The organism is Lentibacillus sp. CBA3610, from assembly GCF_013373365.1.
Taxonomy (GTDB): Bacteria; Bacillota; Bacilli; order Bacillales; family Amphibacillaceae; genus Lentibacillus.
Genome location: NZ_CP035925.1, coordinates 637,405 through 663,119, shown reverse-complemented (window position 1 = coordinate 663,119; position 25,715 = coordinate 637,405). Strand labels below are relative to the sequence as shown.

The window sequence follows — 25,715 nt, the reverse complement described above, 5'->3', positions numbered from 1 at the left end:
GGTTTGGTGCAACTCAGATCTTTCCGTTGCACCTTTTTAGTTGTATATCCTCCAGGTTTCGGTGCTTCCCGGGATTGTGACAATTTAATTAATGGTAGAGTACCGTTGTATGGCAAGAAGAACCGGAGAACGGAAACCCCGCCCTGCCGGTATCCTCGAACTAATTCACTTTTTTTGATCCCTCCCAGTGCATTTCCCTTAAACGAAACTTTTGTAGTTTGCCTGTTGCTGTTTTTGGCAGTGAATCCACAAACTCAACCGCTTTAGGTGCTTTAAAATGAGCTAATTTGGACCTGCAATGTGCAATGATCTCTTCTTCAGTTACACTTATGTCAGGGTTTAACACAATAATTGCTTTAGGTACCTCGCCCCATTTTTCATGAGGAATGGAAATAACCGCAGCCTCCATCACACCAGGATGTTTATATAGAGCACCTTCTACTTCTGTAGATGATATGTTTTCACCACCGGAGATAATCAAATCCTTGGCACGATCACGTATCTCAACGTATCCATCCGGATGCGTAACCGCCAAATCACCGGTATAAAACCATCCGTCTTTAATGGCAGCAGCCGTTTTTTCCGAATCCTTGTAATAGCCTTCCATAACAACATTTCCACGGGTTATAATTTCTCCCAGTACTTCCCCATCCCAGGAGACTTCTTCCCCGTCCGGATGAACGACTTTTGTTTCTCCGTTAAAAGCCAGTTCAATTCCTTGTCTCGCTTTAATCGTTGCTTGATCATCATCTGATTTGGAATCAAACGCTTTTTTCCACTCACAGTAAAGAATGAATGGCGACGTTTCGGTCAGGCCATAAACATGAATCATATTTAATCCAAGTATTTCCTGAGCTTTATGAATAAGTGCTGCTGCCGGCGGGGCTCCAGCTGTAGCCATACGCGGCTTTGAGTTGATATTCGTTTCGTTTGCTTTTGGCTCATTGACCAGCATATTAATAACTGTCGGTGCACCACACAAAAGTGAAATTTGCCGTTCTTCAAATAAGTCGAGGATATGTGGCGGATCAACCTTCCGCAAACATACATGGGTGCCGCCAGCTGCTGTTATGGCCCAAACGCCTCCCCAGCCGTTAGCGTGAAACATTGGCAGGGTATGAAGGTAGACGTCATCATGGCTGAGACCGAGGTGATACATGAAATTGGCCGCGTTAAGATAATTGCTTCGATGCGTTAACATTACGCCTTTAGGATTTGATGTTGTACCGCTTGTGTAATTCAATGTCATGAGCTGGTTTTCATCAATTTCGACTTCAGGTAAAACTGCATCATCCGGGATGTGCTCGATAAATCCCTCATAATCCACAGCGTTTAACGTTGTGTCGTGAGCAGGGACGGAAACAGCGACAATTTGCTCAAGAGAAAGATTGTCCGCAATCTCCTCAATCGGACCGCTGAATTCCGCATCCACAATCAGCATTTTGGCATCACTGTGATGAATAATGTATTCCAGATCCTCAGCCTTCAGACGATAATTCAGAGGCACCATTGCAGCACCAAGCTGACAAATACCATAAAAACATTCCAGCATATAATGCGTATTGGGCAGCATTACCGCAACATGATCACCTTTGCTGATTCCTGCCTCATGCAGCGCAATTGAAAGTCTGTCAGTTCGGTCACCAAATTCCTTGTACGTAAACTGCTTCTCTTCATCAATGACAGCTGTTTTTTGCGGATAGTATTTTACCGCCCTGCGCTTCCAGTCTAATGGGGTCAGTGTCGTCAACATAATGATAAGACTCCTTTCCTGCTTTGATTTTCGCCATCGTTTCAGGATTTTTCTTTCTCATTAAATTTCTATGTGTTAATTGTACGAAAATTTAGTCCATACTTTCAATAGATATCAGAATAATTTCAAATCTTAAAATAAAGTAACCTTCGCAACAGTTTTAAATAAACCACACCAGCAATCCGATGGCCAAAAAGTACAATGAATTGGGTAATGCCAGAAACATGACTTTAAGCGGGTCCACCTTTTGATTCAAAATCCCGCCAATCAGTCCGCAGACAACAAATGCTGTCAGTCCGACCGGCGGCATGTTCTGTCCGGCTGCGGCGATATGAGATGCACCCAGAGCGATAAGTGTAGGGTCGGTATTCAAGTTTTCCAGCATGGGACCGAGAAACGTCATAATGACCGATTGTGCCGTGGTTTGTGATCCTGTCAGCATACCGATAACAACCATCGCAAAAGCACCGCCCGCTTTAACCATGGATGATGCCAGGCTCTCAGTCATAAGGGCAACTTTATCAACCAGACCCGATGCGTAAAACACACCGACCATAATCCCCGCAGCTATCTGTATTTGTACCGTTTTATTCACTTTCTCCAGTCCATTTTTCAGAACACCTTTTGTTTCCTGCCGAACTGAAGGAAACAAAAAGCTTACGAAAATAGCTATAATAATGGCACTTACAACTTGAAACGTAATGCCTTGCAAAATAGGAATGTCCATCAGCGGTTCTGTAATGACAGCAAAAAAAGCAAATTCCGTAAAGATGTTATAATCAAACAGTGTATTGGCCATCACGATGACAATTAAAACAAAAAGCGGAATAAGCGTGTTCCATCTTTCTTTTAAAATCTGTAATACGGATTGTTGCGGAATTAATTCGGAAGGCATTTTGTTGCCACGCACAAAGCGAAATGATTCCAGAATGGCAAAAATGGCACCGATTGTAACGGTTATAAATGCCATCTGCATAACGGGATTGGGTTCAACACCAACGAGAGAAGCTGACAAATAGACACCTTGTGTAATGGGAGGCATAATGGAGCCAATCGAGGCACCCAGTAAAATAATCATCCCGATCTGTTCCGGTTTTATTTTTAACTCAGTCAATGAATGAATGACGAGGAATCCAATGACTGTGGCTGCAGCAATGGCGTCACCGAGAAAAGAACCACCAATAATCAACGTTATAAATATAGCAATAATCAAGCCTCTCGGTGAATTGCCAAACGATGCACGGAGCGTGTTCAATGTTGTGTCCATGGCGCCCAATTTCACCTGCGCTTCCGCATAAAGACTTCCGAAAATAGACAGCATAATAACCCAGGATAAACGGTCAATACCATCGATAAATGCAAGTAATGTTTCACCCGGATTCAGCCCCGATATGACTGCTGAAGAAACCGCAGCGACAAGCAGTGCAACCCGTATTTCACCCCCTATCCATGGAATCTTTTTCACTAAAGCAATGGCGAACAAAAGCACAAGTGGTACGACAATTTCAATCAAGCCTACCAACTCCTTGTGTTTTCTGAATATGAATAAACTACACTGCTTGCGGACGATCCAGACGCAAAGGCTTTAATAAATCGTTATAGTCATCCTTATTCTCTACTAAACTCGCAACTAATTGACCAGTAATCGGGGCTAGGGCGATGCCATCTCCTTCGTGACCAGCCGCTATAATAAATCCTTCTACCTCTTTTGCCTTATCAACTACCGGCAGACCATCACCGGTAAAGGGCCTGAAACCTGCCATCGAACGAATAATGTTGACATCTTTTAATACTGGTGCAATTCGCACCGCATGCTTGGCAATCCCTGAAAGCACGTCAGGTCCAACTGATTTATCAAACCCTTTAAATTCCCTGCTCCCGCCAATCAACAGGTTCCCGCTGTCCGTCTGACCTAACGAAAGCCCGATGCCATAAGGCGGAACATTGCCTGTATCACCGGCGGCATGCTTGGCTGCTATATATTGCGAACATAATATGTTGCCATGAATCAGCGGATCTAATTTTTCAGTAATGAGAACAGCCCCGCGCCGCGGCATAATTGTGAGACCCACCCCAGCCATTTCAGCTATTCTGAAAGCGAATGGCCCTGCTGCATTTATAACGGTCTCTGTTGCGATTCTGCCGTGTGTTGTCTGTACGCCAACCACTTTCCCGCGTTCACACAGAATATCCGTCACTTCTGTATGTGTCCGTATGTCCGCTCCACGCCGTCTGGCTGCCTGAGCAAATGCCTGAGTCAATAATAGCGGATTCACTTCTGCATCCTCTGCACACCAGGAGGCGCCTGCAATGTCAGAGGACAAACCCGGCTGCCACGCTCGAACTTCTTTATGATCCAATAATTTTACATCAATCCCCGCTTTCTCCCGCTCCTTCACAAATTTTTTCATGGAATCCATATACGCTTCTGACTCGATGACAATCATGCCGCCGTTTTTTTTAAATTCAACCGATGTATCCAATTCGCCTTCAAGATTTTCATAGATTTCTCTGCTTGCCTTTGCCAGTTTAATTGGAAACCCCGGTTTCTTGGATTGCAGAAAAATCGCTTTATCACATGATCCGGATGTTTGCGCACCAATCTCCCCTTGTTCAATCAGGAACACTTTTCGATATTCTGATAGACGGTAAGCAATTGAGGTTCCAATCACACCTCCGCCAATCACAACAGCATCCGCTGTTTCCAACCAATCACCCCCTCATCATTTGCTCACATGCGCCTGCCATTTTTGTGATGATTTCTCCCTGCCATCCCCAATATGCTGCTGAAATTTAATGAGCGCTTGTTCTCTGACCTCTTCCACCTCTCCCTGTGCCGTTCTGATAGTCTTCCTGGGATTATTCAACAGTCCCAGTCTGTCACTGATCACCGTCCCTGCAAGCTTTCCCTGTGCCATTGCTACCTCTGCCCCTTCTATGCCGGTAATATTGCCTGCAACAAAAATGCCGTCCTGAGACGTTTCCATTTCCGGACTATGCAACGGAATATGGCCTCCCAATTCTTGAATATAGGTGAACCTGCATCCGGCCGAGGCCGCAAGTTCCGACAGCGGATAAAGACCTCCTGAAATGCAGACACAGTCCACATCAAGTGGTTTCACGCTTTCTTGTTTCAAATGACCGTTTTGATCGATTTTAGCTGTCTTTATCCACTCAACTTGTTCTCCCCCCTCGATTGCAAGAACAGTTTTTCTTAAGAAAAGTGGAATGCCCCACACTTTTATACCAAAACCAGGGTAAAATTTTGCTGCAGCATTTTTCATAACTGGATTTTTCACTATTTTTCCAGCAATCTTCATTATCTGATTTGGAGCCAGATGCGTCATACGTGATAAATCATCGATGATCTGCAATGGCGATGATTTGTCAGAAGTAAATTCATTTGATGGCGGGAGAAAAACACCCGCAACCTCAACACCTGCCATTTTTAGTTCGTGGGCAACTGCTAATGACAGCGGATCCACGCCGACAATTGCAACTTTACGGCCGGGTTTAACACGATAATAATTCGTCAACGTCTGTGCCGCACCAATCGCCATGACGCCAGGTTTTGTCCATCCTGGTACAGGAATTGGTTTCTCTGCCGCTCCCGTTGCAATCAGCACATTCTCCGCCTGCAATTGTTCCCCGCTGTGAAGCATCACTTTCCATTGCGGAAAAATCCCCCAAACCACTTTTTCCTGAAAAAAATGGACATCAAATTTTTTAGCTTGTGTCATCATTTCCCGGGAAATTTTTTCGCCGATCCACCATCCGGAGTTCGGTTCTTCGTGCAACTGTCCCAGCAGTTTTCCTCCAGCAACCGGATTCTCATCGACAATTGCTACGGCCGCGCCATACGATGCTGCGTTTATCGCAGCACTCATACCGGCAGGACCAGATCCAATAACAACCAAATCAAACGTCATAAAATCTCCCCACTTTGGGCTCGGACCCGCATGCCATCTTTCACACTCGTAATACATGCCCTGACACTTCTGTCGCCATCAACGTTCACCCGGCATTCATAACAATGACCGATTCCGCAATAGATGCCGCGCGGTTCATGGCCTTTTTCCGAATAACGTAAAATACGAATGCCATTAGCAAGCAATGCCGCCGCTATTGACTCACCTTCATTCGCCTCATAATCAACACCATTGTACGTCAGCGTGACCGTTTTCTTTTCTTGTTTGCCGAGTATCGGATGTTCATTGATTCGCACCATCAAACATCCTTTCTATTTCCGGCTAATTCATTCAGACTGAGCGGACGAACCGGATGGTTACTGTTCAATTGCGGACTCTCATGCAATTGTCGGGATGTATAAGAAGAAATAACCTGCTCCACTAACGGCCGGCAAATCCTTCCCTGACATATTCCCATCCCTGTCCTCGTTTCCAGTTTTATTGCTTTTGATGAGACCGCTCCGGCATTGATGGCGCTCAAAATCTGACTCAGCATGACCTCTTCACACCAGCAAATTACTGTATCCGTATCCATCGCATTCGCCCCTATTTAAATAATGGTCTTCATATTACTTCACTTCATGCACCCATTGTGGAAGTTTTGCGAATGGTTGCATCGGCTAAAGGAGTCTTTTAATAAACATATGAATAATCAGAATAATACATTCATTGATAGGCCATGTTAATTCAGAAGATACAGAGTGAATACCTAAAGACAGCTTTTATTTCTCTTTTCGCAGCATCCAAATCAAGGCAACCTGTGACGGAGCATAATGTGCAAGTGAATTTTCTCCAGGCACGTTTTCGTGTAAAAATCCGGTCAACAACTGCTGCTGTATATTTTGAACTTCCGCTTTGGTGATTTGCCATTTTTATGAATCGCTCCCCGAAAAAGCACCCCATACTTATACCGTCGAGAGAAAATATTCGTTCAAGCAGCCAGTTTTCAAGACTTTCCTTCTTCGGTTCAATCCGTTCACCGGTTGCCTTATACACCACTTTCAAACGACCGTCTGTTTTTCCATACCTTGCACTGTTAACATGAATCCATTCATCCATTTTTTCATCGAAATGTTTGCATGAAATAGGTAATGTTGCTGCTCGTGCACAACCAACTGTGGGCAGGTGATTGACATCCAGGCTAAAAAAATAAACACCTCTTCTGCCATGACGCTTCAACATAAGTCCGGACGTTCACCTCTAAAAATGAAGTCCGAAATGGCATTTGCGGCAAGGAACGAAAACGTAATGTACTGACTCTGAATGGAAATGATACTTATCCAGGCATCGCCATCGTATGTATCCAGTTCAAGGCCAGGCGGAAGAAGCGGTTCCAGCACATGCTGCGAAGACGATAGTGCAGAAACAATAATGTTCCCAATGCTGCATCATTAACCCACGACCGTTAGGCAGCGGAGAATCGCGATGCATTGTATTGTTTAGTATTTCCCTGATACACTGTTTTCACTCAACTTTGGCTTTTATTATATTCAATAGGTTACGCCATTATTTTTCCGCTTGTTAAGCGAATTCAATCTGATAAATTGTTAGCAGGACAGATGACTGATATAATACTCTTATATAACGAAAAGGAAGTGTGGAAGTTTGGAATACGAGACAGGTCTCATGTTGGAAGGCGCGGAGGGATGCGATGTGCATTCACAGTCGGAGTGCTTGATTACTTTCTTGATCAGCAAATCGAATTCCCTGCTGTCGCCACCGCATCAGCCGGTGCATTAATCGGAGGTTCCTATATTGCCAAGCAGCGTGAGCGAAACACCAAACTGCTTAATGCGATTGGTAAAAATCAGGAAGCCATTTCAATCAAACGGCTTTTGAAAAATAAAGAACTATTCAGTATGGATTTTATTTTTGATAAGCTGGCGAATCATACATTCCCGCTTGATTTTCAAGCTTTTACAAATGCCAGTTCCAGATTTATCATCGGAACGACCGACATCAATACCGGCAGGCCCGTTTTTCATGATACATTCAAAAAACAGAAGGATTTGTCAACAATTATTAGAGCCTCCTGTTCATTACCCGTTTTAGCCCCCGGTATTGAATATAACGGACAGCAATTAATCGATGGTGGTGTATCTGATCCAATACCAATCACCCCCCTGATCGAACGGGGACTAAAAAAGCACGTTGTCGTCCTTACCCGACATAAAGGTTATGTCAAAAAACCAACCAAACTAAACTGGTTTTTTAAACGATTTTTCAAGGAAAAACCCGAACTTATAAAATTGTTACATGACAGACATCTGCTCTATAATGAAATAATGAAAAAAATACGTGCAATGGAACAGCGCAACGAAGTTTTTATCATCCAGCCGGAAGAACCGCTGGAAGCAAGCCGTATTGAAAAAAGTCATCACAAACTCGAAGCACTATATTATCAGGGTTATCAGGAAGCTGAAAGGAAACACCTCGCATTGCAGAATTTCCTAAGCTCACAAAAACCTCTAAAAAACATTTCTTCTTGATATATGATTTTAAAGAAAAGCGCTCCTCAATGAAGGAGCGCTTTTTTCTATTCGCTGATCAATCGATTACTGCATTGGTTCAGGTCCTTATCATCCTCTTTCATATCAAAAACAGATTGATTCCCTGGTTCAATAATTTTCCGCCACAAAAAAGCATTACGCATTCAATCCATCAAAGCATCCCCGATCAGTTGTATTGCGGTATCTATTTCCTTTTCACTCACCGTTAATGGCGGCAAAAGGCGGATTATATTTGAACCGGCACTCAGAACAAGCAGGCCTTCATCAAGCAGTCTGCCAACCAGGGGGGATACATCCTGATGGCATTCAATGCCAATCATCAACCCTTTGCCCCGGATTGCTGATACGCCGGAAAAATTGCCTACCGATTCAGAAAGCCGCTGACTCAGATAAGTGCCTTTTTCCGCTACTTCCTGCAAAAAATCATCCTGGAAAACGTGCTTTAACACGGCCTGAGCTGCTGCCATGGCCAGTGGATTCCCGCCGAATGTTGCTGCATGGCTGCCCGGTCCGAACGCATCATGGAGGCTCTCTTTCGCAATCATAGCTCCAACCGGAACCCCATTGCCAAGCGCTTTAGCTGACGTGATAATATCCGGGGAAACACTATAGTGCTGATACGCAAACGGCTTCCCTGTTCGGCCGATGCCTGTCTGAACTTCATCAACCATTAACAAAACATCATTCTGCCGGCATAATTGCACCAATTCCTGCACAAATTCAGGATCAGCAATATGAATACCACCTTCCCCCTGAATCATTTCCATCATGACGACAGCAGTATCATTGTCAATTGCTTGTTTAACCGCATCGATATCATTAAATGGGGCATAGCTGAACCCTTCAAGCATCGGGCCAAAACCCGAATGAATTTTTTCCTGACCGGTTGCTGCCATGGCCCCAAATGTGCGACCGTGAAAAGACTGTTCAAATGAAATGATTTTATGTTTACCGGTTGCCTTGCGTGCCAATTTAATGGCTGCTTCATTTGCTTCGGTCCCGCTGTTGCAGAAAAATACCTGATCACCTGAACTATTCCGGATAAGTGCGTCAGCCACCTTTTCCTGAATCGGATTATGGTACAGATTTGATACGTGCCAATAGGTGTTAAGCTGACTTTCCAATGCTTGCTGAACATCCGGATGCCGGTGCCCAAGGCTGCACACACCAATTCCTGCCCCGAAATCCAGATAAGTTTTCCCGTTTGTATCCTCAACAATGGTTCCTGAAGCCCGTTCTACTGACAGATTAAAACGTTTATAGGTTGGAAAAAGTGTTGTCATATGATGCAGCCTCCCCTGAGCGCTTAATAATCGTTCCGGTAAATCCATCGTCACTGATTGCCTGATTCGCATCAGCAATCATGACATGTTGCAAATCATCATTTAAGCAGGCCATCGCTGCTTTCACTTTTGGAATCATTCCGCCTTGAATGATCCCTTTGACGATGAGTTCCTCAATTTCAGCTTCTGTTGCTGAATGGATTAATGTCCTTCCTGCATGACGCCAGGCACATCGGTCATGAAAAAAGTTGATTGGCATTTGTTGCCTGTGCAATCACACCAGCAGCCGTATCGGCATTCACGTTGTATCTGTCATCCTCTTTACAACAGCTATCGGAGCAACACCGGCACAATAATCTTGCTCAAGAACGCGTTCAAAAATGCCGCATTAACATCCACAATATCACCGACATAGCCATACGTTCTGGAAAATCTTTTTGGCACACAACGTCATCAGATTGGCATCAGACCCGGAAAACCGGCTGCCTGAATACCGAATGAATCACTTCCGTGTCATGATATTATTGATTTGACCCGACAACACCATTTCCACAACATCCATGGCAGCAGCTGATGTTGTCCGTAGCCCATCAATAAATGTAAACGGCACATCGAGCTTTTCCAGCATGTCTTTAATAGCCGGCCCTCCGCCATGTACAATAACCGGCTTTATGCCGTTTTGCTGCAGTTTGGCTATGTTAGTGAAAAACCGATCTGATAAATCATTATATACTGCCGCCGCACTTAATCACTGCATCTCCAGCATTGTCACACTCCTATGTCCGATAGCTGGCATTGGATGCGAACATAGTCATATGTCAGTCACATCCCACGCTTTGCCGTACACCATCACCAACGTTTAAATCAACGATATCGTGACGTCTTTATTCAGCATATAATTGGACACGTCTTTTTCGGAAAATGAAAGCGGTGACTGACTGTTTTGCAATACCTGAATGGATCCAATTGCGACATCAATGGTGCCGGCATTTACGTCAGCACCACTCCGGCCAATGGCGGCGATAATCCGTCCAATTCGGTCAGCTCCATAGACGGCTGTTTTAACGAGTGAGGAGCCAAACAAATTGTTTTTTTGCCACCATGGTAGCCTGTCATTATTATGTGCACCGGATACAGCCACTTCAATCAGCTTTGTTGCCCTTCACATCCCGGGCAATCATCCTGGCCAAATCCTCACAAGTTTGCGTTAAAAGTTCGACAAAATTCTCCCAATCCTGATGATCAGGTGTCAGGCTTTCATTGTCTGCTTTTCCGCTTGCCATTGTAAGCACCATGTCGTTAGTCGAGGTATCACCATCAATCGTAATACAGTTAAACGTTTTATTGGTGACGTCTTTAAGTGCCAGGTTCAGCATTTCCGGTTCAATCACAGCATCGGTTGTCACAAATGCCAGCATCGTACCCATATTCGGCTCAAATCATGCCGGATCCTTTGCCGACCAGCCATTGTCACTGTTTTACGTCAATCGTTGTCTGTGACACGTGGATTTTGTCACGGTATCGGTGTCAAATAGATTCATTGAATGCAGCAACCGCTTCTTCACCAGCCTCAAGTTTCAGCTTTGGAATATTTGGGATGATATGATTCATCGGCATATCAAGACCGATAATACCGGTTGAGGAAACAGCAACCGTGTGCTCCGGTATTGCCAATTGCTCAGCTGCAGTCCGGCGCATGGTGTTATGCGTCGCTTCACCCTGTTTCCGTACAGGCATTGGCATACACTATTAACATCACAGCCTGCAGTTTCTCTTGGCAATGCTTTCCTTCGTTACCTGTAATGGTGCTGCCTGAATAGCGTTCAGTGTATATAACGCAGCAGCATTTGCCGGCACATCACAATAATCATCAAGATCATGTCGTTTACGCTCACACCTGTATGCATTCCCGCTGCCTGAAATCCTCCCGGCGTCACAATCGACCTTTTCCATCTTGTTATGCTGGCTTCTTTTGTCAGCACATTCGTTTCTCCTCCTTTCATGGAACTTATCTTGCAATCTACAACACTTACATACAGCGGCTGACTGTCTTCTAAATGTCCGATTTAAACCGACCCGCTGAAGGGAAATTCTATCCGCATAAGGGGCAGTATAAACCGCCAGAACACGGCGGTTTAACTTCCTAAAATGTCCGAATTCTGCTCGGGCCTGCAGGATGCAGGTCACAAAGGCGTTGCCACACGATGTGGCGTTCTTAGCCTTTGTTCTTAGTATCAGTGGAGAAATACACGCCACTGAATCCGTTTCACTTTATGGGTAAACAGGTGCAAATGCCAAACCAGTTTTCTCTTCCATGCCGAACATCCGATTCATATTTTGCACAGCCTGCCCGGCTGCCCCTTTAACAAGATTATCAATCACAGAAACAATCATAATCCGGTTTGTCCGTTCATCCAATGCCAATGACAGATCACAAAAGTTCGAGCCATAAACTTCTTTCGTGCTTGGGTATGTACTTGTTCTCTATTCTGACAAATAGGAATCTTGTAGCTTTCATGATATAAATCAATCAATTCTCCGCAGTCATACCATCCGTGCATCTGCATAAATCGTTGTCATAATGCTCGTGTCATTGGTATCGAGATGTGTACTGAATGTGATCGATCTGTGTTTGCACTCCACCCGGCAAGCACCTGTTCAATTTCCGGTGTATGCTGATGTGCAAGAACTTATAGATTTAGATATCGTTCATTTCGGTAAAATGTGTCACTGGTGTGGCTTTTTACCCGCACGCTGACACCGGTTTAGCATCTAATATAATGGATTAGTGTCAATTAACCGATGTTTAACAAGTGTGCCAGCCCAGCAATGCCGCAGTCGGATAACAGCCAGGGTTGGATACCAGCTGCGTCTCTGTGAGATCAGTATCCAGCCATTCGGTCAGTCCGTAAACTGCATTTTCCAAAACAGCTTCATCAGGTGCTTTCTTGTTATACCAATCTTCATATTCCTGGGTGTCTTTCAACCGAAAATCACCGGACAAATCAATAACGCGATTGCCGTGTTTAAGTAATTCCGGAACAAGCTCAGATGACACACCGGATGGGGTTGCCGTGAATACCAAATCAGCATCCTGCGCAATTTTCCCGGGTAATGGCTGGAGTCCATTCCGGTATGGCTTGCATATGTGGATAGCTTTCTGTAATCGATTTCGCCCTTTTGACTTGATGAATGATTGACTGAAGTGTGACTTCGGGTGCTGCTGTAATAGGCGTATAAGCTCTGTCCCTCCATAACCGGTTGCTCCAATAATGGCTATTTTCATAATGGATTGTCACCTCCTGTACGTTTTTATTTCTCCTATTTAAAAATGTATATTTTATAATGTCAAGTGCATATTTTTAATTTTTGAAAATTTTATGGCTCGCATGATTCACCATTAGACCCTATACCGGTAAACCCAGATTTCAGAAGATGACAGAAAGTGCCCTATAAGACACCTTTAACGTTAATTCATTACTATCTCATATGGACCTAAAGAACACGCAGCTGGAAGACTCTTCACTTCCCGCTGACTCGAACTGTTACTTTCCACTCGGCTATTTTAAGACCGATGATACGAAACAGCGCTTCTCTCCGTCTGAACGATCTCTGAATAGGCTTCATATGAGCGAGAGAGCGTTTCTCTCGGCCGGAACAACCCATATGTGGCATCGAAACGACCGAGAGAGCGTCTCTCGGCCTGAACAACCCCATGACTCGAAACGAACGAGAGACACTTCTCTCGGTCTGAACAACCCCCATTACTGCAAGAGAGCCTGAACAATCACCATATGGACTCGAAACGAACGAGAGAACGCTTCTCTCGGTCTGAACAACCCGCATATGGACTCGAAACGAACGAGAGAACGCTTCTCTCGGCCGGAACAATCACCATATGGACTCGAAACGAACGAGAGAGCGCTTCTCTCGGCCTGAACAACCCGCATATGGACTCGAAACGAACGAGAGAACGCTTCTCTCGGCCGGAACAATCACCATATGGACTCGAAACGACGAGAGAACGCTTCTCTCGCCTGAACAATCCGCATATGGACTCGAAACGAACGAGAGAGCGCTTCTCTCGGCCGGAACAATCACCATATGGACTCGAAACGAACGAGAGAACGCTTCTCTCGGCCTGAACAATCACCATATGGACTCGAAACGAACGAGAGAACGCTTCTCTCGGCCTGAACAATCCATATGTGGCATCGAAACGAACGAGAGAACGCTTCTCTCGGTCTGATCAACCCGCAAAGAGCCCTAAAACGAACGAGAGAAGACATGAACGGACAAAATCATTCCTATAGTCACGCATTTTCCTGATGTACAGCAGTCGTTCGGATTTTAGCTTTTACCGGTGACATATTGAACACAATATTCAGAGCAATTGCCGTCATGCTCCCTGCCACGATGCCGTTACTTGTCAAAATCTGAATGCCTGATGGGAATTGAGCGAATAATTCAGGGACGGCTGTAACCCCCATACCCATTCCGACTGAACAAGCGACAATCATTGAGTTGCCGGGTGAATCCGAGATCACGCCGCTCAGCATTTTAATCCCTTGAGCGATCACCATCCCGAACATCGCAACCATCGCACCGCCCAGAACTGGAGTAGGAATAACCGTTGTAACAGCTGCTATCTTAGGGATGAAGCCAAGCGTCACAAGCATAATCCCGGTAACCAGAATCACCCTGACAGATTTAACGCCCGTCATTTGCATCAAGCCGACATTTTGCGAAAATGCTGTATACGGAAAAGCATTGAAAACACCGCCGAGTAATATGGCAAAACCCTCCGCACGATAACCGTTGGAAAGATCCTCCTCTTTTAATTCTTTTTCGGTCATATCCCCCAGCGCAAAATAGACACCAGTCGATTCCACCAGTGATACCACGGCCACCAAAATCATCGTTAATATGGCGGACCATTCAAACGTCGGCATGCCAAAATAGAATGGCTGAACGATATGGAAATATGATGCCTCCCCGACGGCCGAAAAATCAACTTTTCCCATAAAAGCTGCTGCAATCGTACCGGCAACAAGGCCGATTAAGATCGAAATGGATCGGATGAAGCCTTTTGTAAAACGGTACATAAAAATAATAAATAATAACGTTCCGAATGCCAGTGAAAGATTTAAAATGGAACCAAAATCCTCAGAACCTTCACCACCGCCCATATTGTTGATGGCAGTTGGAATTAGCGTGATCCCAATAATCGTTACCACAGTACCTGTCACAATCGGCGGGAAAAAGCGAACTAATTTGCCGAAGAATCGACTGATCAGCAAAACGACTAAACCAGACGTGATAATAGCACCGTATATGGCTGTTATGCCAAACTCACTTCCAATCGCAATCATCGGCCCCACTGCGGTAAATGTACATCCGAGCACAACCGGAAGCCCAATCCCGAAGAACCGGTTGCGGACGACCTGCAAGATTGTCGCGACACCACACATTAATATGTCAATCGCAACCAGATACGTTAATTGATCTGATGTCAGTCCAAGAGCCTCCCCAACAATAAGCGGCACCAGAATCGCACCCGCATACATCGCCAGTAAATGCTGAAAACTTAAGGCAGCTGTTTTCATCTTAGGACAGCCTCCTCTGTTTGAAATGTGACGTGACCATCAGCCAGCGATGCAATAGTGGCCAGTGATTCGACATGAATTCCGCGGTCACGCAATAATTCGCCGCCTTTCTGAAATCCTTTTTCAATCACAATCCCAACACCTTTCAGTGCCGCACCCGCCTGTTCAGCCAGATCAATCAGCCCCAGTACTGCCTGACCATTTGCCAAAAAATCATCGATAACCAGCACAACATCATGACTGTCAATATAATCTTTTGAAACAGATATTTCATTCGACTCATTTTTGGTATATGAATAAACCTCGGCTGAATAAAGATACTCATTTAGTGTTAGTGACTTGCGTTTCCGGGCAAATATCACCGGCACCTGCAAACTCAATCCTGCCATGACAGCTGGTGCAATTCCGGACGATTCGAGTGTCAGGATTTTAGTAATGCCTGAGTTTGCAAAGCGGAAAGCAAATTCCTCTCCGATGGTCTGCATGAATAAAGGATCTACCTGATGGTTCAGAAACGCATCCACCTTTATGACCGAATCCGATAGTACCTTTCCATCTGTTAAAATCTTTTGTTTAAGTGCTTCCATTCCTAATCCCCTTCCTTCATATTAGAACACCCGGCATTTGCCTCGTCTTTCCAGAGGTCAGAGGCCGGAAGTCAGACTTGTGGAAATCGGCGAATTAGCCGATTTCAGGATAGACGTCTTCATCTAATGTTATAATTTCTGATCCAATAAAAAACCCGAAAAACAAGCTTCCACTCAAACTATGAGGAAAGCAATGTTTTTCGGGTCATCAATAATACGACGCACGCGACAGGGTAAGTTAATGACGTTAATTGTCAACGTCCTCTCTACCCTACGACGAAAATCCGAACATTCCACAAAGAGCATTCACTCCGATTACAGGTGTTGCCCTTTGTTCTGCTCCCTTTCATAGTCGGTTCATTTACGGTAAACCGGTAGATACTTGCAGGCCATATCCCTGCGATTATATGAAACAGGCTATTTAATTGGTGTCTATTATAGCATGTGACGCAGAAAAAACAACCCTCATTTTAGTTCTGAAAATTTCGCCTTTAATTGACCTTTATCTTTTATACTGATTGACACATTAACAAAAGTCATGTACATTATGAATATACGAACATTATAGTTGTTATTTAAAATATAATTCGTTTCTAGGAGTGTAAAGATGGAAAATGTATTTGATTATGAAGATATTCAGTTAATACCTGCCAAATGTGTTGTGAGCAGCCGATCAGAATGTGATACAACCGTCACTTTTGGCGGCCATACATTTAATCTGCCTGTCGTGCCTGCCAATATGCAGACGATTATTGACGAAAAAATAGCACGCTACCTGGCAGAAAATAATTACTTTTATGTCATGCACCGTTTTGAACCGGAAACAAGAATCAATTTTATTAAAGACATGCACGAAAATGGGTTGATCGCCTCTATCAGTGTTGGTGTTAAAGACGAAGAGTACGACTTCATTCAACAATTAACAGATAAAAAACTCACACCGGATTATATCACCATTGACATTGCACACGGCCATTCCGAAGCCGTCATTAATATGATCCGGTATATTAAAAGACACCTCCCGGAAAGCTTTGTCATTGCCGGTAATGTCGGTACACCTGAAGCGGTGCGGGAGCTGGAACATGCCGGTGCAGATGCAACGAAAGTGGGGATTGGTCCAGGAAAAGTCTGCATCACCAAAATGAAAACAGGTTTCGGTACCGGTGGCTGGCAGCTGGCTGCACTCAAATGGTGTGCCAAAGCGGCAAGCAAACCGATCATTGCCGACGGGGGCATCCGGACACATGGTGATATCGCAAAGTCAGTACGCTTTGGTGCATCAATGGTCATGATCGGATCCCTATTTGCCGGTCATGAAGAGTCACCAGGCCAGACATATGAAGAAGACGGCAAACGATACAAGGAATATTTTGGCTCGGCCTCGGAATTCCAAAAAAGTGAGAAGAAAAACGTGGAAGGCAAGAAAATGTATATCGAACATAAAGGGTCGCTTCAAGATACCTTGACGGAAATGAAACAGGATCTCCAGTCCGCCATCTCCTATGCAGGCGGCAAAGAACTGCAGGCAATCCGCCATGTTGATTATGTCGTGGTGAAAAATTCGATTTTTAACGGGGATCACATTTACTAGAATGTCGTTTTGATCCATTTTGGCTGAAGTTGTCACAAAATCCGCTGAAATCAACAAGAAATCGGCTGATACTGTCACAAATCCGGCTGAAGTTCACAATTTCCAGGCTGAAATAGTCATAAATTCACATCAGACACAAAACGATCAGGGAAAAAACCTGATCGTTTTGGCTCCGGCGCGTTTTCCGGCATTCATCATCATTTATTTTCCAATTCAGCCTGCCGGAAAACTTATTCTTTACCTATTTTAATTCTGTAAATCTCTTGTTCATTGTTCCATGTTCTGTGCGCAAGGAGATCAAGGCCGTCTTTCAATTTATCAAACCCGGCATTCATGGATTCTTCCATTTTGACAAAGCGTTCATTAGCCACTTCAAACCGCTTATCCATCGCATCGAGTTGCTTGTCTACTTGCTCGAATCGCGCGTCTATCGCATCGATCCGCTTGTCTACTTCTTCAAATCGCCTGTCTACCTGCTCAAACCGCTTGTCCATTCGCTCAAATCCCATATTCATCTGATCCTGCAATTCCTTAATAGCTTGCATTAACTGGTGATTTTGTTCATGATTCACAGAAACACCTCCCCTTCCCTTTTATTAATCAAATTTTCATTTAAAAGCTTTGCTGGATAGGATATATATTTTTTAAATGATGTCCTATAGAGTGTCGATGTAAGGAAATTGAAATTCCCCCTGCTCCCCATTCTTCAAAATAAAATTTCTATGAAAGAAAAAATAGATTGTATGACACAAATATCCGCACAAAGCAGGTTTTTGGCTTAATTTAAAGTTCAAACGCTTCAGCTAGCAACCGGTATGAATGCACCTTCGCATCGAAATCGTAAATATTGGTAATAATCATGAATTCATCTGTCTGGTAATAGTCGCCCAGCCGCTCCAGTTCCGCTTTCACCTGTTCTGGTGTTCCGATCACGGTCCGTCTGCGGTTTTTCTCAATGATATCCAGCTCTTCCTGACGGTACGACCTTTTTTTGACTTCTTCAATCGACGGGACCTTAATATCAGATCCTTTCCCAACGTTCAGGAGCCATTTGTCCTGACTGAGCGCCAATTCTTCTGCCTCTTCTTCAGTATCCGCACAGACAATAAAAATACAAACGGCATTGACCGGCTGCTCGAAGTCTGATGATGGTTGAAATTTTTCCCGATAGGCTTCCATAGCTGCTTGACCTTTATCAGGGTTGATGAAATGTCCAAACATAAACCCTGTTCCGATTTCTGCAGCATTTTCTGCACCTCTTTCTGATAGCCCGAGTACCCACATCGGCGGTACTGTTTTGGTTCTTGGGGCTGCTTTAACGAGCCGGTAACGATGATCCTGTGGGAGCGTGTTATGTAAAAACCCCTGTAGGTCATGCAACTGACGCGGAAATTCGGACATGTCTTTATGAATGCTGTCCAGCAAAGCCATCCGGGTATCCTGGGATCCCCCGGGTGACCGTCCAATCCCTAAATCGATTCGACCCGGAAACAGTGCTTCAAGCATTTTAAAATTCTCTGCGACTTTATATGGGCTGTACTGTGGTAACAACACCCCACCAGATCCGACACGAATTTTATTAGTACAGGAAGCAATCCGTCCTATGAGTATTTCAGGGGATACGCTGGCCAAGCCATTGGTGTTATGATGTTCCGCGACCCAATAACGCGTATAACCCAATTGCTCGGTTATTTCAGCGAGCTTTAATGTATTGTTTAACGCCTGTTCAGGACTGGAACCTCGTGAAATCGGCGACTGATCAAGTACGCTAAGCTTCATTCCGGATACCTCTCCTTTCACATCTGTACCATGCTGCTTCTATCATGACATATTTGAGAAACAAACTGAAAAAATTTAAACCAGGTATATTTTGAAATTTTATAATTATTTGATGATAAAGGTTATCAATTTTGTGGACAAAACATATCCATTTAATAATACGATGAAAGGAGGGATAACTGTCATGGCTTCTAAAATTAAAATAAGCTTACTATCACAAATCGTAATTGCCTTTGTTCTTGCTATTTTAGCCGGTATTATATTCGGTCCTGATATTGCCGTCATTGCACCGTTGGGTGATTTATTTTTACGTCTTATTCAATTCATTATCGTACCGTTAATCGTTTCATCGCTCATTGCGGGTGTGGCCAGCACCGGAAGTATGGAAACCCTTGGCCGAATCGGCGGAAAAACCATTCTGTATTATATTTGCACAACCTTTGTTGCCGTCACCATCGGACTGATAGCTGCATTTCTGTTTTCACCGGGAACAGGTGTCGATATTTCCTCTGCCGGTGAGGCACCTGAAGCAACGGAAACAGACGGTGTCATCAGCATCTTGCTGAACATCATTCCGACAAATCCAATTGAAAGCCTGTCAAACGGTGACATACTGCAAATTATTTTCTTTTCCATTTTCGTCGGGATCGGTATTACCATGGCTGGGCAAAAAGCTGAACCTGTCCATCGTTTCTTTGATGGCTTTGCTGAGATAATGTACAAAATTACTTGGGTTATCATGAAATTAATCCCAATTGGTGTTTTCGGTTTGCTGGCACCCATTATCGGCGAGCAAGGTTTGTCTGTCTTAATGCCGTTAATTAAGTTAGTCTCGGTTGTTGCAATTGCTTGTATCATACACGCCCTTGTAACGTATTCGATAGCGGTCAAAACATTCGCCAAAATGAATCCGCTGCATTTCTTCAAGGGGATTCTGCCGGCCACTCTTGTCGCTTTCAGTACACAAAGCAGCTCAGGGACGCTGCCGGTCACCATTAAGAGCTCGGAGGATAATCTAGGGGTATCGAAAAAAATATCAAGTTTTATTCTGCCATTAGGGGCAACCGTCAATATGGACGGGACATCACTTTATTTGAGTGTAGCTGCCCTATTTACCGCACAAGCCTATGGAATCGAATTATCCATTGGTCAAATATTGATGATCATACTCATTGGTACACTGGGCTCAATCGGAACAGCAGGTGTCCCGGGAGCCGGACTTGTTATGTTAACGCTCCTGTTGACAACACTTAACCTGCCACTCGAGGCGCTTGCCTTAATTGCCGGGGTTGATCGTTTTATGGATATGTTCCGGACAGCTGTCAACATTACGGGTGACGCTTCAGGTACAGTTGTGATCAATGCATCCGAGCGCGGCCTGGATGAAAAGACAGATGATCCAGATTCCACAGCAGGCTAAAAAATTGAAGGCGTATGAAAATTATTCATACGCCTTCAATTTCTTTTTGTAACATGGCTGTAACACTTGTCACATTGCAGCTTGAATTTGCCTCTCCAGCCAAAATCTGTATTTTTTTGTGATGTGGCATATTTTCCCTTTGCTTTTTCAAATACAGATGACACCTAAGATGAAAGACCACGCGCTGGAAAAGCCATTTTTTGGTACATGCCAAACTATATTACATCTAGTAATCTCTTAATTGAGAACTTTTTAACTGGGAGGTTACAATATGCGTAAACTAAATAAATTATTTTTAGCAGGAGCCCTTTCGTTAAGTATAATGGCAGTTCCGGCTTCAGTGGGCGCATCTTCATATACTGTACAACAAGGTGAATCATTCCATTCGATAGCAAATGAACATGGCATAACACTTTCAAACTTGCAAATTGCCAACAAGAACTCCGGCAGTCAGTTAATGGCCGGTGAAACTATTCGCATTCCGGATTCAGTTTCCCATGAAGATAAGGAACTGATGGCTAAACTCGTTCATGCGGAAGCAAAGGGAGAGCCTTATGAAGGAAAAGTTGCTGTTGCAACGGTCGTATTAAATCGGGTTGATTCAAATGATTTTCCTGACACAGTAAAAGGTGTTATCTATGAAAAGGTCGGCGGCCACTATGCATTTTCACCTGTAAAGAATGGTGCAATCAATCAGGGGTACACTGATGAAGATATGCAAGCCGTCAATGAAGCAGTCGCTTTCAGAGGACAAGGAAACGGATCATTATACTTCTACAATCCGGACAAAGTTGACAGTGATTGGGTCCTTTCACGCGACACCATCGTGAAAATCGGTGACCATCGTTTTGCTAAATAATAAAAAAGCTGAAGGCTACCCTGAAGATAGTCTTCAGCTTTTTAAAAAGGTCAGAAAGTATACCGTTTTAGATGAAGACTTCAATCTTGAAATCGGCTTCCGGCCTCTAACCTCCGGAAAGACGAGGCTGGGCCTGAGTTTTTCTTAATAGCGTACATTTAAAACGACTGGAACACATCATAGATAAAATGCATACCGTAAAGCGGAAATAATGTGTAGATAAACAAGGTGACCGGCTTACATAGCAAAAAGTAAACGATAAATTTTTTTAGGGTCATTTTGGTAAGTCCGGCAATCAGACAAATAAAGTCATCCGGAAATCCGGGAAAAATCATTGAAATCCAGAAAAACCGCTCAAATCGTTTCCCCTTGTTGACCCAGCCGATATATTTATTGCAATCGCTGGCGCCGCTTCAGATTAAATTAGATTTTTTTGAAAAGCTGAATCCTTTCATATTCGGGACTCGGCTTTTTTGTGCTAAATACGGACATTCGTTAACTTTTCATAGTATTTCAGAATCGCAGCATGGTCGTCTTCACCATTGCCATTTACCGATAAGGTTTTCAAAGTTTCCCTGATTGAAGCGGTTAAAGGCAACGGGGCATCAATATCCGTGGATGTTTCCATCACATTATTCAAATCTTTAAGATGCAGATCAATTTTAAAACCTGGATCAAAGTTTCGATCCAGCATTTTTGGTGCCTTTGCATCCAGCACATTGCTGCCGGCAAGCCCGCCTCGTATAGCATCGTAAACTAATTGGTTGTCAACACCCATTTTTTCTGTCAGCACCAATGCCTCTGAAACGGCTGCTATATTAAGCGCGACAATGATTTGATTGGCCAATTTCGTTGAATTACCTGATCCCACTTCACCGGTTTTGACAACCGAGCCGGCCATAGCCTGCATAATTGGCAGACACTTATTGAAGACTTCTTCATCGCCTCCTGCCATCACGGAAATGGTGCCGTCAATGGCTTTCGGTTCACCGCCGCTTACCGGGGCATCCAGAAACCCGATATCCTTTTCCTTCAGTTCCTTGCCAATTTCCTGACTGGCTATCGGTGCAATTGAGCTCATATCAATAACAGTAGATCCTGGCTTCGCACCTTGGATTAACCCGCCCATTGCCAAAATCACTTCTTTCACTTCAGGTGAATTCGGGAGCATGGTAATGATGACATCTGATTTTGCAGCTAATTCGATGTATGTATCGACGACTTCTGTCCCATGTTCCTGCATTTCCCTGTTTGTATCAGGCTTGCTGCTGGAGATCACCAGGTTATAACCGGCTTTCAGCAGATTTTTACTCATCGGTTTCCCCATTATGCCCAGTCCGATAAAGCCAATTTTCATGGTATAACCTCCTTGTATTGTTGTTAGATTGATGCTTATTGAAATATTCTAAAATTCAAAATCAACATCCGTTTGCATAGCCCATTCATGAATTTCCCAGTCTCTGGCGCCATTTATGACATAAGGGTCCTGTTTAAGAAAGGACACGGCCTCATCAAGGTTGTCCGCTGCATAAATAACCAGACCCCCTGCTCCATCTGTAAACGGCCCGTTCATAAACACCTTTTTCTCTTTTCTCATTTGCTCCAGAAATGCCAAGTGCTGCGGACGTAATTCCTTGCTTTTTTCTTCATCTTTCATTGATAACAAGACAGCATAATAGTTCAAATAAATCGCCTCCACGTGCATTAGGTTGTTAAAGTTGGGCCTGCATGAACGACATCCTGCAGGCCTGACCACTCACTGATGCGGGATAAAAAAACTTTATTTCCGCATTTCTTTTCTGATCTCGGTAATTCTATCCCAAGTCAGACCAGTCGACTCTGTAACAAATTCCAGTTCCATTCCCTTTTCCAATAGTTTGCGTGCTGTTTCTTCCAGTCTATTTTCGGTTTCCTTTTTCAATTGAATGCCTTCTCGTTTTATTTTCTCAGCTTCCTGGCGTTGCTTTTCTGCTTCCTGGTTTGTCTCCGCTGCTTCCTGGTTTTTCTTCACTGCTTCCTGATTTTTTTTCGCTATTTCCTGATGTTTCTTCACTATTTCTTGATTTTTCTTCGCAATTTCTTGTTCTTTTCGCTCGACTTCCAGTTCTTTTTTCTCAATTTCTTTCGCCAAATCCTCCATGTCCCGTTTAAATGATTCCTCGTCCATAATTTGCTTGAGACGGGATTCATATGCAAGCCGTTGTTCCTGCGTCATGCTCAACTCTTCCCAATTTTCAAAGGCATTTCGCAGCTGATCATCATGCATGGCAATCACCTCCAGTTCTTTATAAATATCATTATAGATTTCATCATTTCTGGAATCGACCATACCGAGCATCATGAGCCATCTCGCTAACACGTTATTCCATGGGTCCAGTTTGTCCGCTTTCCATTCCTTGATTAATTTGGGCATCTCGATGAAATGGAATTCCATCATATTGGTTAATTTGAACCGTTCTTCATCTTCATACAAATGATAAGATGTGTGGAAACGCCCTGTTTCAGTAAAAAGATTAAAATTCATAATATTAACCGCGATAACCGGACGCAATAAAGTATAACTCATGCCTTTTTCATGCCGGGCAGAGTAGATTTTGGACCAATAATATAAGGATCGTTTAACCATATCGTACTTATTTGTGAATTGAATTTCGACATTGACCCATTCATTATCTTCCGTCCGAACCAACAAATCCAAGCGTGATTTTTTATCATTGTCGTATTCACGGCCCACTTCAGTATTATCGAAGGAAATATCCGTGATTCGCTTCCGCCCCGTTCGCTGCAGAATCGCGTTTAAAAATACGACTGTGATCTCCTTGTTCTTTTCATTGCCAAAAAGTTGCTTGAAAGCGTAATCAACTTTTAAATCCATTAACTTTTCAAGAGGTATTCGTTTGAGCAGTTTACCGCGCTTTTCAGTTTCCTTTTGTCCGTTATAACCATCCGATTCTTCTCTTACTTTAACAAATTTGGTAAAATCAGCCGTCTCCTCCACTGGTTTAGTCAATGCCACGTCAACACATCCTCTTTGGGTTATATGAGGACTTAACAAGGAAGTTTTTCTGAATTTAGTATACCATACCCGCATAACACAAACAAATGTTCTGATTATTGTGTTCCTATAATTCTCAATGAAAACTGCTTTCAACAGCGATTGCCCGCATTGGGTCATACGGTGATAGATTAAAATCCAACCCTTCTTCCATCATAATAGATGCCGCCAGCTTTCCCGCGTATGGTCCGATTGTGAGGCCTGAAGCACCAAGGCCGTTTACCATAACCATGTTATCGAACGGTTCCACAAAACCAAGCAGCGGCGAAATATCCGGTCCCATTGGTCTAAAGCCAATCCGCACTTCCTGGAGCGTTCCATCATTCAAACCCGGTGCTACAGTTAGCGCTTCATCCATCACTTCAGAAACACCGCCTGCAGTCATGCGGTAATCAAAACCTGATCCTGTCTCTCGTGTTGCCCCGGCGACAACTCTGGAATCATCAAAGGCCAGCATATAGTGTCCCGTTTGCGGTAAAATAACCGGCCAGTTGGAAGTATCCGCTTCCGTCATGCTAATATGGGCGATTTGCCCACGCTGTGGCTCGATTTTCAAATCAAGACCTAAGGGGGTCAATAATGCTGGCGACCAAGCACCCGCCGCTATGATAACTGAATCGGCATAGATGTCTTCTCCATTCACGGTGACACCTTTAATATCGTTATTCCTTGAAATCAACTCAGCGGCACCATTCACTAATGTTGCTCCATGCTTTTGTGCAGCACGTTTTAAAGCATCCCTGAGCATCCTCCCATCAACACGGGCCGCTCCGGAGAGATAGATTGCCTCCAAATTGTCATTTAAAGGCGGAAATAGTTCACGTGCCTTTTCCGAATCGACCTTTTCAAAGTCTCCCATTTCAGGTGCGTCCTTCTGTTTTTCTTTTAATTGACCGGCCAGTTTATCCAATACATCCGAATCCGAGCTGACTCGCAATGCACCAACTTTCTTATAACCTGCACCTGTTACACCATCATTGCTTAATTGCGCTATTAACTCGGGGTAAAATTTTGCGCCGCGTTTGGCAATTTCATACCAATTGTTGTCCTCCTGCCTGGAAATCCACGGACAGACAATCCCTGCCCCGGCTGCTGTTGCATTCCCTTGGTGTTGTTTATCGACCATCACGACCTCGATATTATTTTTCGCTAAATGGTAAGCGGCACTTGCACCCACAATGCCACTTCCAATAATGATGACTTTCATTGAGCCCGCTCCTTTAAAAATACGTTTTCCCGTAAGCTAAGTATTTTCTCTACATGATTATTTCGACACAAGGACGCGAATTCCTGGATAAAATGAC

The 25,715-nt window shown here is 44.0% G+C and carries 27 protein-coding genes, 2 pseudogenes and 1 riboswitch; of the genes and pseudogenes, 4 read left to right on the top strand and 25 right to left on the bottom strand.

Features of this window, described 5'->3' with window-relative positions; genetic code table 11:
* Nucleotides 1-160: 160 nt before the first annotated feature.
* The 8 genes and pseudogenes from Len3610_RS03375 to Len3610_RS20565 form a co-directional block, all read right to left on the bottom strand.
* Entirely contained in the window at nucleotides 161-1,753 is a 1,593-nt protein-coding gene (locus Len3610_RS03375; protein ID WP_176446713.1) for a long-chain-fatty-acid--CoA ligase, read from the bottom strand.
* Nucleotides 1,754-1,913: 160 nt separating this feature from the next.
* A complete protein-coding gene (locus Len3610_RS03370; protein WP_176446712.1) occupies nucleotides 1,914-3,266 on the bottom strand; it encodes a TRAP transporter large permease subunit in 1,353 nt (450 codons plus the stop codon).
* A gap of 37 nt (nucleotides 3,267-3,303) precedes the next feature.
* Nucleotides 3,304-4,461, bottom strand: coding sequence for an NAD(P)/FAD-dependent oxidoreductase (locus Len3610_RS03365; protein ID WP_176446711.1), 1,158 nt, complete (start codon nucleotides 4,459-4,461; stop codon nucleotides 3,304-3,306).
* A gap of 15 nt (nucleotides 4,462-4,476) precedes the next feature.
* Entirely contained in the window at nucleotides 4,477-5,682 is a 1,206-nt protein-coding gene (locus tag Len3610_RS03360) for an NAD(P)/FAD-dependent oxidoreductase (protein WP_176446710.1), read from the bottom strand.
* Complete coding sequence (locus Len3610_RS03355) at nucleotides 5,679-5,984, bottom strand: (2Fe-2S)-binding protein (RefSeq protein WP_176446709.1); 306 nt, start codon at nucleotides 5,982-5,984, stop codon at nucleotides 5,679-5,681. The genes Len3610_RS03360 and Len3610_RS03355 overlap by 4 nt, the downstream gene beginning before the upstream one ends.
* The gene (locus tag Len3610_RS03350; protein WP_176446708.1) at nucleotides 5,981-6,256 is read right to left on the bottom strand and encodes a (2Fe-2S)-binding protein; all 276 of its coding nucleotides are present in this window, start codon (nucleotides 6,254-6,256) and stop codon (nucleotides 5,981-5,983) included. Before Len3610_RS03350 ends, Len3610_RS03355 begins: the two co-directional genes overlap by 4 nt.
* Before the next feature lie 152 nt (nucleotides 6,257-6,408).
* A pseudogene (locus tag Len3610_RS03345) lies at nucleotides 6,409-6,946 on the bottom strand (DUF2071 domain-containing protein).
* Entirely contained in the window at nucleotides 6,897-7,061 is a 165-nt protein-coding gene (locus Len3610_RS20565; RefSeq protein ID WP_255259775.1) for a DUF2071 domain-containing protein, read from the bottom strand. The pseudogene Len3610_RS03345 and the gene Len3610_RS20565 overlap by 50 nt, the downstream one beginning before the upstream one ends.
* Nucleotides 7,062-7,367: 306 nt before the next feature.
* Here Len3610_RS20565 and Len3610_RS03340 point away from each other — a divergent pair, with 306 nt between their 5' ends.
* The gene (locus Len3610_RS03340; RefSeq protein WP_255259774.1) at nucleotides 7,368-8,210 is read left to right on the top strand and encodes a patatin-like phospholipase family protein; all 843 of its coding nucleotides are present in this window, start codon (nucleotides 7,368-7,370) and stop codon (nucleotides 8,208-8,210) included.
* Between the two features lie 164 nt (nucleotides 8,211-8,374).
* Here the strand turns inward: Len3610_RS03340 and Len3610_RS03335 are convergent, their stop codons facing one another.
* The 10 genes and pseudogenes from Len3610_RS03335 to Len3610_RS03305 form a co-directional block, all read right to left on the bottom strand.
* Nucleotides 8,375-9,514 (bottom strand): acetylornithine transaminase, encoded by a 1,140-nt coding sequence (locus tag Len3610_RS03335; protein WP_176446707.1) that lies wholly within the window; start codon nucleotides 9,512-9,514, stop codon nucleotides 8,375-8,377.
* A complete protein-coding gene (locus Len3610_RS03330; protein WP_176446706.1) occupies nucleotides 9,489-9,773 on the bottom strand; it encodes an amino acid kinase family protein in 285 nt (94 codons plus the stop codon). Before Len3610_RS03330 ends, Len3610_RS03335 begins: the two co-directional genes overlap by 26 nt.
* A gap of 243 nt (nucleotides 9,774-10,016) precedes the next feature.
* On the bottom strand, nucleotides 10,017-10,175 hold the full coding sequence (locus tag Len3610_RS03325; protein ID WP_255259881.1) for a hypothetical protein: 159 nt from the start codon (nucleotides 10,173-10,175) through the stop codon (nucleotides 10,017-10,019).
* 198 nt (nucleotides 10,176-10,373) lie between these two features.
* Nucleotides 10,374-10,890 (bottom strand): annotated as a pseudogene (locus tag Len3610_RS20560) (bifunctional ornithine acetyltransferase/N-acetylglutamate synthase).
* Between the two features lie 151 nt (nucleotides 10,891-11,041).
* Nucleotides 11,042-11,257 carry a bifunctional ornithine acetyltransferase/N-acetylglutamate synthase gene (locus tag Len3610_RS20555; RefSeq protein WP_255259773.1) on the bottom strand — a complete coding sequence of 72 codons (216 nt, stop codon included), beginning with the start codon at nucleotides 11,255-11,257 and terminating at the stop codon, nucleotides 11,042-11,044.
* A gap of 80 nt (nucleotides 11,258-11,337) precedes the next feature.
* Nucleotides 11,338-11,496: a hypothetical protein gene (locus Len3610_RS20550; protein WP_255259772.1), complete on the bottom strand. Its 159-nt coding sequence runs from the start codon at nucleotides 11,494-11,496 to the stop codon at nucleotides 11,338-11,340.
* A gap of 289 nt (nucleotides 11,497-11,785) precedes the next feature.
* Nucleotides 11,786-11,938 carry a hypothetical protein gene (locus Len3610_RS20545; protein WP_255259771.1) on the bottom strand — a complete coding sequence of 51 codons (153 nt, stop codon included), beginning with the start codon at nucleotides 11,936-11,938 and terminating at the stop codon, nucleotides 11,786-11,788.
* Nucleotides 11,939-12,320: 382 nt separating this feature from the next.
* Entirely contained in the window at nucleotides 12,321-12,800 is a 480-nt protein-coding gene (locus Len3610_RS20540; protein ID WP_255259770.1) for a hypothetical protein, read from the bottom strand.
* A 1,027-nt stretch (nucleotides 12,801-13,827) separates the two neighbouring features.
* Entirely contained in the window at nucleotides 13,828-15,120 is a 1,293-nt protein-coding gene (locus tag Len3610_RS03310; RefSeq protein WP_176446705.1) for a nucleobase:cation symporter-2 family protein, read from the bottom strand.
* A complete protein-coding gene (locus tag Len3610_RS03305) occupies nucleotides 15,117-15,707 on the bottom strand; it encodes a xanthine phosphoribosyltransferase (protein ID WP_176446704.1) in 591 nt (196 codons plus the stop codon). The genes Len3610_RS03310 and Len3610_RS03305 overlap by 4 nt, the downstream gene beginning before the upstream one ends.
* 329 nt (nucleotides 15,708-16,036) lie before the next feature.
* A riboswitch (purine riboswitch) is annotated at nucleotides 16,037-16,138 on the bottom strand.
* Between the two features lie 176 nt (nucleotides 16,139-16,314).
* Between Len3610_RS03305 and guaC the strand changes: the two genes are divergently transcribed.
* Complete coding sequence (gene guaC, locus Len3610_RS03300) at nucleotides 16,315-17,298, top strand: GMP reductase (protein WP_176446703.1); 984 nt, start codon at nucleotides 16,315-16,317, stop codon at nucleotides 17,296-17,298.
* Nucleotides 17,299-17,528: 230 nt separating this feature from the next.
* On the opposite strand, the gene Len3610_RS03295 is transcribed toward guaC, so the two are convergent.
* A complete protein-coding gene (locus tag Len3610_RS03295) occupies nucleotides 17,529-17,870 on the bottom strand; it encodes a hypothetical protein (protein ID WP_176446702.1) in 342 nt (113 codons plus the stop codon).
* Between the two features lie 211 nt (nucleotides 17,871-18,081).
* On the bottom strand, nucleotides 18,082-19,077 hold the full coding sequence (locus Len3610_RS03290; RefSeq protein WP_176446701.1) for an LLM class flavin-dependent oxidoreductase: 996 nt from the start codon (nucleotides 19,075-19,077) through the stop codon (nucleotides 18,082-18,084).
* A gap of 184 nt (nucleotides 19,078-19,261) precedes the next feature.
* Here Len3610_RS03290 and Len3610_RS03285 point away from each other — a divergent pair, with 184 nt between their 5' ends.
* Nucleotides 19,262-20,497, top strand: coding sequence for a dicarboxylate/amino acid:cation symporter (locus tag Len3610_RS03285; protein ID WP_176446700.1), 1,236 nt, complete (start codon nucleotides 19,262-19,264; stop codon nucleotides 20,495-20,497).
* A 271-nt stretch (nucleotides 20,498-20,768) separates the two neighbouring features.
* On the top strand, nucleotides 20,769-21,356 hold the full coding sequence (locus Len3610_RS03280) for a cell wall hydrolase (RefSeq protein ID WP_176446699.1): 588 nt from the start codon (nucleotides 20,769-20,771) through the stop codon (nucleotides 21,354-21,356).
* Nucleotides 21,357-21,514: 158 nt separating this feature from the next.
* Here Len3610_RS03280 and Len3610_RS21630 read toward each other — a convergent pair whose 3' ends face one another.
* The 5 genes from Len3610_RS21630 to Len3610_RS03260 all read right to left on the bottom strand — a co-directional run bounded on the left by Len3610_RS21630 (nucleotide 21,515) and on the right by Len3610_RS03260 (nucleotide 25,618).
* The gene (locus Len3610_RS21630; protein ID WP_369693676.1) at nucleotides 21,515-21,742 is read right to left on the bottom strand and encodes a TVP38/TMEM64 family protein; all 228 of its coding nucleotides are present in this window, start codon (nucleotides 21,740-21,742) and stop codon (nucleotides 21,515-21,517) included.
* 92 nt (nucleotides 21,743-21,834) lie between these two features.
* A complete protein-coding gene (gene garR, locus Len3610_RS03275; RefSeq protein ID WP_176446698.1) occupies nucleotides 21,835-22,713 on the bottom strand; it encodes a 2-hydroxy-3-oxopropionate reductase in 879 nt (292 codons plus the stop codon).
* 48 nt (nucleotides 22,714-22,761) lie between these two features.
* Nucleotides 22,762-23,040 carry a YciI family protein gene (locus Len3610_RS03270; protein WP_176446697.1) on the bottom strand — a complete coding sequence of 93 codons (279 nt, stop codon included), beginning with the start codon at nucleotides 23,038-23,040 and terminating at the stop codon, nucleotides 22,762-22,764.
* 96 nt (nucleotides 23,041-23,136) lie between these two features.
* Nucleotides 23,137-24,372, bottom strand: coding sequence for an Rpn family recombination-promoting nuclease/putative transposase (locus Len3610_RS03265; RefSeq protein WP_255259769.1), 1,236 nt, complete (start codon nucleotides 24,370-24,372; stop codon nucleotides 23,137-23,139).
* Between the two features lie 115 nt (nucleotides 24,373-24,487).
* Nucleotides 24,488-25,618, bottom strand: coding sequence for an NAD(P)/FAD-dependent oxidoreductase (locus Len3610_RS03260; protein ID WP_176446696.1), 1,131 nt, complete (start codon nucleotides 25,616-25,618; stop codon nucleotides 24,488-24,490).
* Nucleotides 25,619-25,715 lie beyond the last annotated feature (97 nt).

Coding starts and splice junctions, on each gene's coding strand:
- Len3610_RS03375 (WP_176446713.1), bottom strand. CDS start 1,753: ATGTTGACGACACTGACCCCATTAGACTGGAAGCGCAGGGCGGTAAAA.
- Len3610_RS03360 (WP_176446710.1), bottom strand. CDS start 5,682: ATGACGTTTGATTTGGTTGTTATTGGATCTGGTCCTGCCGGTATGAGT.
- Len3610_RS03350 (WP_176446708.1), bottom strand. CDS start 6,256: ATGGATACGGATACAGTAATTTGCTGGTGTGAAGAGGTCATGCTGAGT.
- Len3610_RS03340 (WP_255259774.1), top strand. CDS start 7,368: ATGCGATGTGCATTCACAGTCGGAGTGCTTGATTACTTTCTTGATCAG.
- Len3610_RS03335 (WP_176446707.1), bottom strand. CDS start 9,514: ATGACAACACTTTTTCCAACCTATAAACGTTTTAATCTGTCAGTAGAA.
- Len3610_RS03330 (WP_176446706.1), bottom strand. CDS start 9,773: ATGCCAATCAACTTTTTTCATGACCGATGTGCCTGGCGTCATGCAGGA.
- Len3610_RS20555 (WP_255259773.1), bottom strand. CDS start 11,257: ATGCCAATGCCTGTACGGAAACAGGGTGAAGCGACGCATAACACCATG.
- Len3610_RS20540 (WP_255259770.1), bottom strand. CDS start 12,800: ATGAAAATAGCCATTATTGGAGCAACCGGTTATGGAGGGACAGAGCTT.
- Len3610_RS03310 (WP_176446705.1), bottom strand. CDS start 15,120: ATGAAAACAGCTGCCTTAAGTTTTCAGCATTTACTGGCGATGTATGCG.
- Len3610_RS03305 (WP_176446704.1), bottom strand. CDS start 15,707: ATGGAAGCACTTAAACAAAAGATTTTAACAGATGGAAAGGTACTATCG.
- guaC (WP_176446703.1), top strand. CDS start 16,315: ATGGAAAATGTATTTGATTATGAAGATATTCAGTTAATACCTGCCAAA.
- Len3610_RS03290 (WP_176446701.1), bottom strand. CDS start 19,077: ATGAAGCTTAGCGTACTTGATCAGTCGCCGATTTCACGAGGTTCCAGT.
- Len3610_RS03285 (WP_176446700.1), top strand. CDS start 19,262: ATGGCTTCTAAAATTAAAATAAGCTTACTATCACAAATCGTAATTGCC.
- Len3610_RS03280 (WP_176446699.1), top strand. CDS start 20,769: ATGCGTAAACTAAATAAATTATTTTTAGCAGGAGCCCTTTCGTTAAGT.
- garR (WP_176446698.1), bottom strand. CDS start 22,713: ATGAAAATTGGCTTTATCGGACTGGGCATAATGGGGAAACCGATGAGT.
- Len3610_RS03260 (WP_176446696.1), bottom strand. CDS start 25,618: ATGAAAGTCATCATTATTGGAAGTGGCATTGTGGGTGCAAGTGCCGCT.